Raw genomic sequence first — 2536 nt, 5'->3', positions numbered from 1 at the left:
CGCGTTCGATCCGGGCCGGGAAACCGTTCCAGGGATGCGGCATCCCGGCCCGGATCGAACGCGCCTGGTCAGGAATGGCCCGTGGCTGCCAGGGTCATGGCCGCCAGGGTCGCGCCGTCGCTGCCGATGTCGTCGGGACCGGTCATGCCGAGCAGTTCGATCAGCCGGCCGCGGGCCCGGCTGACCCGGCTCTTGATCGTCCCGACGGCGACGCCGCAGATCTCCGCCGCCTCCTCGTAGGTGAAGTTCTGGGCCCCCACCAGGACCAGCGCCTCGCGCTGGTTGGCCGGCAGGGTGCTCAACGCCGCCTGGAACGCCGAGAGTTCGACCCGCGCCTCCTGGTCGGGCAGGGCGGCGAGGCGGCCCGCCATCACCCCGTCCGCATCCTCGACCTCGCGCCGGCGCTTGCGCTGCTCGGAATAGAACAGGTTGCGCAGGATGGTGAACAGCCAGGCATAGAGGTTGGTGCCGGGGGTGAAGCTGTCGGCCTTGATCCAGGCCCGCACCAGGGTGTCCTGCACCAGGTCGTCGCTGCGGTCGAGGTCGCGGGTAAGCGAGAAGGCGAAGGCGCGCAAGGCGGGGATCGCCCCGAGCAGCAGCGCCCGCATCTCGGGATCGACGGGCGCCACCGTGGGACGCTTGAGCGGGGGAGCCTCGACCGTGGGCACCTTGGCGGCCTTCATCGCGCGTCCTCCTGCCCGGGATCCTCGGCCGGCACCGCGGGCGCCGGCGGGAGGCCGGCATCGAGCCCGGCGATGAGCGCCGTGAAGCGCTCCGGCACCGGGGCGCTGAGAAGGTCGGCGTAGTGGGCGCGCAAGGCCCGGCCGAGCCGGCGCCGGGTGAAGGAATCGAGTTCCCCTGGTGCCTCGCCGGGCGCCTGGCCTGGCTTTTGCGGTCTATCTGGCCCTTCCCCGGGCCGGCCGCGGGATCGCGGCTCCGGTCCTGCCGGAGCGTCGACCTCGGTCTCGTCTTCGCGCATCGCCGCCCTGCCTCGCGGCTGCCGGAGCCGGGCGGCCGGGCGCGGCAGGATGCCGGCCGGAGCCGCGGCGCACCGATCGAGAGCCGCCTCGCGCTTCGTTCGGCACCGCAATAAAGCCGTGGATTTTAATGCGATCTGAAACCGGCATTCACCCAATCTTCATCCGAGCTTGGCGGTGTCGATCGAGCTTGTCCGTGAGATCACAAGATATTCAACGTCGGCATGACGGCGCTGATAGGGCCTCGATTGGCGATCCGAGACGCGGCCACGGGGCGAGGAGGCGCTCGGGCGCCGGCCGCATTGAGGATGCCGGCGGCGGGCGGTACCGGGTCGGTCGCGACCAGGCCCGACGCGCATCCCGGTGCCGGTGTGACCTGGCTGCGCTTGTCCGACGGCGCGCGGCACCTACCCTAGGGGCTTCAGCTTCTCCAGCGGGAATGACACCTTGAACCCGAAGTCGCTTCGTGCGCCCGCCGCTCCCGCGGCCTACCTGACCCTCCTGGTCGTGACATTCTTGGCGGCGACCCCGGCCCTTGCCCAGCGCGAGGACAAGGGCTTGCAGATGAATTGTGCCGCCGACTACTTCAAGCTCTGTGCCGGGGCCGATCCGGACAGCCCGGAGGTGGAGCGCTGCTTCACGCGCAACCGCGCCCGGCTCTCGCCCCAGTGCCGGGCAGCGATCACCGCCTATGATCGCAAGACCGGTTCCAAGGAGTCCGATGAGTAGGCGGGACAGGAGGGGGGAGGCGGATCCCCCCGTGCCCTACAGGCTCCGGTCGAGCCGCAGGATGCGGCAGGGATCGCCGGCCCGGGCCGCCGGCGCATGGGGCGGGCGAATCAGCAGCGCCTCGGAGCGGGCGAGCACCGAGAGCATCGAGGAATCCTGGCGCTCGGCCGGGTGGACCACCGGCAGCCGGTCCGGCGCGGTGGCGAGGGCGGCGCGCATGTAGTCCTGGCGCCCATCATTGGCCGGCAGGTCGCGACCGAGAAGGGCGGGCTCGCTGCGGTCGGCCCCGGCCTCCGGGTCGCCCAGCATCGCCCGGATCAGCGGATGCACGAAGAGCAGACCGCACACCACCGACGAGACCGGGTTGCCGGGAAGCCCCAGCACCGCCATCGGCCCGAGGCGCCCATGCATCAGCGGCTTGCCGGGCCGCAGCGCGACGCGCCAGAAGCCGAGATCGAGCCCCTGCCGGGTGAGCGCCGACTGGACGAGGTCGTGGTCGCCGACCGAGGCGCCGCCCAGCGTCACCAGGAGGTCGGCCGCGGCGTCGCGGGCCCGGGTGATCGCCGCTTCGAGAGCCGCGAAGGTGTCCCCGGCGATGCCGAGATCGATCGCCTCGCCCCCGGCCGCCTCCGCCATCGCGGCGAGCGCCAGTCCGTTCGAGGCGACGATCTGGTCCCATTCCGCCGGCTCGCCCGGCCGCACCAGCTCGTCGCCAGTGGCGAGCACCGCGACCCGTGGCCGGCGCCGGACGCTCAAGGTCGGGTGCCCGCCCGCCGCTGCGAGCGCCACCCGCCAGCCGTCGAGGCGCTCGCCCGCCGCGAGCAGCCGGT

At 72.6% G+C, this 2536-nt stretch carries 4 protein-coding genes; 1 reads left to right on the top strand and 3 read right to left on the bottom strand.

The window, feature by feature from the left end; all coding sequences use genetic code 11:
* Positions 1-68: 68 nt before the first annotated feature.
* Positions 69-608, bottom strand: coding sequence for a sigma-70 family RNA polymerase sigma factor (locus VP06_RS33025; RefSeq protein WP_048468059.1), 540 nt, complete (start codon positions 606-608; stop codon positions 69-71).
* Positions 609-679: 71 nt separating this feature from the next.
* Positions 680-979: a NepR family anti-sigma factor gene (locus VP06_RS36890; protein ID WP_156295889.1), complete on the bottom strand. Its 300-nt coding sequence runs from the start codon at positions 977-979 to the stop codon at positions 680-682.
* 490 nt (positions 980-1469) lie between these two features.
* Between VP06_RS36890 and VP06_RS33015 the strand changes: the two genes are divergently transcribed.
* On the top strand, positions 1470-1706 hold the full coding sequence (locus tag VP06_RS33015) for a hypothetical protein (protein WP_425350983.1): 237 nt from the start codon (positions 1470-1472) through the stop codon (positions 1704-1706).
* Positions 1707-1742: 36 nt separating this feature from the next.
* Here VP06_RS33015 and VP06_RS33010 read toward each other — a convergent pair.
* The coding region (locus VP06_RS33010; RefSeq protein WP_048468056.1) for a molybdopterin molybdotransferase MoeA at positions 1743-2536 on the bottom strand (794 nt) is incomplete at its 5' end.

The sequence above is a fragment of the Methylobacterium aquaticum genome, from assembly GCF_001043915.1.
Lineage (GTDB): Bacteria > Pseudomonadota > Alphaproteobacteria > Rhizobiales > Beijerinckiaceae > Methylobacterium > Methylobacterium aquaticum.
This window is presented reverse-complemented; position numbering and strand designations above follow the sequence as displayed.